The organism is Candidatus Angelobacter sp., assembly GCA_035607015.1.
Taxonomy (GTDB): domain Bacteria; phylum Verrucomicrobiota; class Verrucomicrobiia; order Limisphaerales; family AV2; genus AV2.
On record DATNDF010000246.1, the window covers coordinates 1 to 5,449 of the forward strand.

6 protein-coding genes are annotated in these 5,449 nt (G+C 56.9%); 2 read left to right on the top strand and 4 right to left on the bottom strand.

The features are described from left to right. On the top strand, positions 1-1,093 hold a 1,093-nt coding region (gene alr, locus VN887_10070; protein HXT40358.1), incomplete at its 5' end, for an alanine racemase. A gap of 635 nt (positions 1,094-1,728) precedes the next feature. Here alr and VN887_10075 read toward each other — a convergent pair. Both VN887_10075 and VN887_10080 read right to left on the bottom strand, forming a co-directional pair. After that, positions 1,729-2,178: a DUF4279 domain-containing protein gene (locus tag VN887_10075; protein ID HXT40359.1), complete on the bottom strand. Its 450-nt coding sequence runs from the start codon at positions 2,176-2,178 to the stop codon at positions 1,729-1,731. Between the two features lie 168 nt (positions 2,179-2,346). Continuing rightward, the gene (locus tag VN887_10080; protein HXT40360.1) at positions 2,347-3,939 is read right to left on the bottom strand and encodes a Na+/H+ antiporter; all 1,593 of its coding nucleotides are present in this window, start codon (positions 3,937-3,939) and stop codon (positions 2,347-2,349) included. 257 nt (positions 3,940-4,196) lie between these two features. Here VN887_10080 and VN887_10085 point away from each other — a divergent pair, with 257 nt between their 5' ends. Beyond that, complete coding sequence (locus tag VN887_10085; GenBank protein HXT40361.1) at positions 4,197-4,382, top strand: hypothetical protein; 186 nt, start codon at positions 4,197-4,199, stop codon at positions 4,380-4,382. Between the two features lie 277 nt (positions 4,383-4,659). On the opposite strand, the gene VN887_10090 is transcribed toward VN887_10085, so the two are convergent. Further along, positions 4,660-4,902: a hypothetical protein gene (locus VN887_10090; protein HXT40362.1), complete on the bottom strand. Its 243-nt coding sequence runs from the start codon at positions 4,900-4,902 to the stop codon at positions 4,660-4,662. A gap of 41 nt (positions 4,903-4,943) precedes the next feature. Further along, the gene (locus VN887_10095; GenBank protein ID HXT40363.1) at positions 4,944-5,273 is read right to left on the bottom strand and encodes a hypothetical protein; all 330 of its coding nucleotides are present in this window, start codon (positions 5,271-5,273) and stop codon (positions 4,944-4,946) included. Positions 5,274-5,449: the final 176 nt, after the last annotated feature.

The following is a 5,449-nucleotide window of genomic DNA, read 5'->3' on the forward strand; positions in this document are numbered from 1 at the left end:
CGAAAACCTTTCCTGGATCCGTCATCGCGTCGGGCCGTCCGTTAAAATCATGACCGTGGTCAAGGCGGACGCCTACGGCCACGGCCTGAAACAGATCGCTGCATTGTTGATGCAAAGCGGCGCGGATCTCTTCGGCGTGGCGAACCTCGCCGAGGCGCGGGCGATTCACAGTGTCGGCAAGGGCTGGCCGGTGCTCATGCTGGGCGCCTGTCTGCCGGAAGAGGTGGAACACGGCATGCGCGACAACGTGATGCCGACGATCTCGTCCCTCGAAGAAGCGAAGCGGTTTTCCCGCTGTGCCGCGAGGTTTGGCAAAACCGTGCGGGCGCACGTCAAGGTGGACACCGGCATGGGGCGGCTCGGCGTCGCGCCGGAACGCGCGCTTCAACTCGTCGTCGGCGCGTCGCGGCTTCCGGGCATCATCGTGCACGGGCTTTACACGCATTATTCGTCCGTCGAAGACGACGTCGCGTTTTCACGCCGGCAGCGAAAACAGTTTGAAACCGTGCTGGAGCAGCTTGCGGCCAGGGGAATCTCCATCCCGCTCGTTCACGCGGACAACAGCGCCGCCTTGTTGCACGAGTCGGACACATCGTTCAATCTCGTGAGGCCGGGCCTGCTGGTTTATGGCGTCGTGCCGGCCGGCAAACGGCGTCTCGCAACACCGTTGCAAAAGCGCCTTCGTCCAGCGCTCTCATTCAAATGCCGGGTCAGTCTCGTGAAGGAGATTCCAAAGGGCGCCTCGCTGAGCTACGGCCGCGCGTTTGTCGCGCCGCAAAGGATGCGTGTGGCAACGTTGACCGCCGGCTACGGTGACGGCTATCCGCGCGCCGCCAGCAATCGCGCGCAGGTGTTGATTGGAGGGAAACGCTGCGCCGTGCTCGGTCGCGTGACGATGGACCAGATGATGGTGGACGTTTCGCGCGTGCCGGGCGCGAGGGCAGGGGACGAGGCCGTGCTGATTGGCCGGCAGGGCCGTGACGAAATCACAGTTGGCGAACTGGCTGACTGGTGCGGGACAGTGCCGTGGGAAATCCTGACCAACATTTCCTATCGCGTGCCAAGGATTTATCGCGGCTGTCAGGCGGCGTGAGATGAGTGCCCGCATTGCCGCAACGCATCGGCTGACATAGACTCCCGTCGTGACCCTTAGTGGCATCGGGTCGCACGCTTGTGTGTAAAATAATGAATCAGTTGTGTTCGGTCCGTGGAAACAACTGAACCCAATTATCGCCTTTCGTTGTCCCTTTCCATCCTTGGGTGAGCCTCCATGGGTCCTTTTCAGAATCCCTCTGAAAGTAATACCAATATATGTTCTTTGGTTCCGCTTCCTTCTCTACCCACAAAGCGACTGTTTGCGGATAAGGAAATTGCTTTACGTCGTGCGGGATATCGGCTCCGAATTCGCAATGCTCACCTTTGCTGAACCCGGGAACCTTACCGTCGTCCAATAGTTGGTCAAAAACGACCATCGCTGACTGAACTGCAGGAACCTGCTCGTTATCATCCGGAATACTTGCCAGTTCAGGGCGAGTTGCCCAACTGGCGCACAACCCGAGTGCGACTACTGCGAGTGATCTCATGAAAAAAGCAAAAGGTATCCTGCGCATCCTATGCGAATCTGAGCGGCCACGACTTGAAACAAAATGGCGAGAGTAAGTGACGCATCCGAATTGGCGCCCGACATTGAGACGAGGACCGGTCCGGTAGTTTATTTTCGAAGTTTAGTTACATCTCATTTTTACCTTTGAAATATATATCCCACCAAACTCCAATGCCCAGTCTTCCTAACTCGAGCATCTGGTTGGGCATCAACCAAGGGCCTCCCTGACCAGTAGATACCCAGTAGGAAGTGATGTCGATCTTACAGTCCAAGTCGTGAATCTTGTCGATTGAATCGCCCTTTCCATCAAGTGCGACGAGGATCATATCAATATGACGCCGAGTGTCTTTTGAGTCGCACAGTTTCTCTGTGGAGTAAAACCATCCATTGGTTTTGCGTTGAAGTCTGCCCCCAGTGTGACTATCGCCCTTCCGAAAAGTGCGCGTCGGTTCGATCTGCAGAATCTTGGTGATCTCGTCCGGGGCGAGGTCATCTGAAAACACGCGAAGCGTCGAATATGTGGCGGCACACGTCGGATACGAATCGTCGTAATGAGGCTGACCCTTTTTAGACATATCTGCTGTAGCGAGCTTTCTCCTTTCTATTGGACATTAGCGGTTCAATACGAGGTCCCGCTTTCCTTCCCAACATGCCACTGAGAATAGTTTTTTGGCATCCGTCGGTCAACCGCTTTGAGGCCGCCATCGGTTAGACTCGCAGCTTCAAAACCAGCCCCGCCGCGATTACTGATGCTGCCGCAATCGGGCTTCGGCGAGATCAATATCGCGCTGGATACGGCGCAGGACTTCATCATTGATGATGCTCTCGTTGCGGAGTTGAAGGATGGTCCGGCGTTCCTGTTCGAGCGCTTCGAATGACAGCCGTTCGTATTCAGACGAAAAAAGCCGCAACGGAGCGCCGGTACTTTCCGGTTCGGCGGCTTCCAACTGGCGGATGCGGTCCTCGTATTCGATGCGCAATCGCTGCCAAGCATCGGCCTTCGCCGGGTCGCGTTCGACGATTTCATTGAGCCGGTCCAGCGCGGCCTGATTGGCCTTGAGCCGGGCTTCGCGTTCTTCTTTTTCGGTGGCGCCATCATCTTCAATGCCGAGCCAGCGAATCAAGGGTGGCAGACTCAAGCCCTGCACCACGAGTGTCGCGAGAATCACGATGAAGGTGAGGAACAGAATCAAATCGCGGCCCGGAAAGGGCGAGCCGCCTTGAGTCGTGAGCGGCAACGCCAGGGCGGCGGCGAGTGAAACCACGCCGCGCATCCCGGTCCAGGCGACAATCGTGACGTGGCGCCACGACGGATACGGATCACGTTCACGAATGCTCTTGAAAAGCAGGCGCGGCAGATAGGTTGCCGGAAACACCCAAAGGATACGGATGAGAATGACCGCCAGGCTGATGAGCAGTGCGTACCACACAAACTGGCGGATGGGTATCGGATTGCCGGACAAGGCGCGCAGCACTGCCGGCAATTGCAGCCCAATGAGGATAAAGACAAAACCGTTCAGAAGAAACTCCACCATTTCCCAGACCGGCCCGCCATGAAGCCGGGTCCGGAAGGTGAGGATTTCGGGCATGAGCCAGCCGAGATACAGTCCGGCGGTCACGACCGCGAGGACGCCGGAAACGCCGAGCCGTTCGGCAGACAAATAGGCGGCAAACGGTGTCAGCAATGAAACGGTGATTTCGATCGGCGCGTCATCCACGCGTTTGTGAAACTGCTCCGCCAGCCAGCCGACCGCCAGACCCAGAATAATCCCGCCGCCGCCCACAACGAGGAACTGACCGGCGGCATGTGCCAGTGAGAATGAGCCGGTCACCACGGCCACGACGGCGAAGCGAAAAGCAACCAGTGCGGTGGCGTCGTTGACCAGACTTTCGCCTTCCAGAATGGTCACGATCCGACGAGGAACCTTGAGACGGTCGGCAATTGCGGTGGCGGCGATGGCGTCGGGCGGAGAGATGATTGCACCCAAAACAAATCCGGCGGCCAGCGGCAGGTCCATGAAATAGTGCGCGAGCAGGGCGACTGCCACGGTGGTGAACAAGACGAGGCCAATGGCAAGCAATGAAATGGGACGTAGATTCGCGCGGAAATCGCGCCACGACGTGAATAGAGCCGCCGGGAACAGGAGCGGCGGCAGAAAGAAAAGGAAGACCAGTTCCGGATCGAGCCGGACTTTTGGCAGTTTGGGAATCAAACCGAGGAACAAACCGCCGATAACGAACAGAATTGGATAAGGTATGTGCAGCTTGCGGGCCAGCAACGCCAGAACCGCCACGGCAAGCAACAAACCCACGAAAATCTCGACGACTCCGGTCATGCGCCGGTCAGCCTAGCGGCGAATGCGTCGTTTGGGAAGCCGTGGGCTTTTTCTCATGCAAACCTCCTCAACATCCCTTGCGTGATCCCGCCCGGGTCGCTCATAAAACTTTGCGGACCCCTCGACGACAGGATGTGTCACAGGCTTTTGCTTTTTGCGTCCGACGATTTTCCGTCCGAACAACAGAAAGAATTCCTGGTTGGCAGAAAGTCCGGCGCGCCGCATCATCGCATCAACGTTCAGAAAACAACCATCTCATGATCACAGAAATCACCGAAGAGAACTTCCTCGATTTCAACTGTCCTAATTGTGGTGAACTGAATTCCTTTCCGTTGGATTCCGTCGGCCTTGTCCGGGAATGCCCGAATTGTGTCGAGGCTTTGATAGTACCGGAGGCCGGCAGCCAGGTACCAGCGCCCCCTGTGATGGAGCACGCTGCCTGACAGACATGAGTTACCGTCCTCTGCGACGCTAGCTGCCGAGTGAACAACCGAGTGATCATGGCACATCCTTTCGTTGAATGTTTAACGGAGCCATCACTGTCAGTTCAGCCGGCCAGCAAAAAAGCGCACGACAGACTGATTTGCGAACGACACGTCGAGCGGTCTGACAATCAACGCAGCCGCGCCGGGCCGGTAACGCCTGATATGCTGCGACACGCACTCTCTGGGTTGGCTGACGCTGCTGGTTCAGCGGTCATCGAATCACCTCGTCCATCGGTTACTCCCACCCGGCCATGCGTCGTCCCAAAAGCAGCACCACAATCCCGGCAATGGCCAGCGTGAGTGGCAGCCAGAGCCTGCGAATATGGACGACAGCAAAGCCGTAGAGCGCAAACGGAATCATCAGGCACACAACAAACAGTATTGTGCCCCTACGGTAGACCGCCGTGAGGAGCATGAGCTCGCCGATGAGCCCCATGATACAGCCCAGAACGCAAATGCTATAACCAATTACTTCCATGTTGCGGGTGTTGGCTGGCGTCACCGAGCCGAACGGTCTTGTCAGGCCACAAATCTGAAACTGCCCTCAATCTGATCCCTCTCATCATAAATCTGAACATCGCCAACTGGAAGCGGCTCGCTGCCTCGAAACGCTGAAATACCAATCGCAGAAATCTCCTCCTCAATCCTAGTCAGCGGGCTTCCGAGAACCTGATCGCTGACCAACTTCGTCCACCGGAGGAATAGATGCCGGACCCGATCATAGCCAGTCCCCGCCGTAAAGGCGCCGCACCAAGCTCCGTAACGAACCTCTCGGATAGCCAACTCGCCCAGCGGGTCGCCGGCCTTGTCTTTCAGGGCAATCGTATCACCGATGTTGATACCTGGCATAGTGCCGTCGTGGCCTAACTTTATATGTAGCTGGAAAGCTTTCCTTGATATTACGAATTGGCTGGGCGGCAAGGAAACCGGCCTCCGTGATATTATCCGAACATGACTCCATTTTAGCTCGAAGAACTCAGAGGGTCAACTGCCAACCGACCGGAATCGCCATTGAACGCTCCATC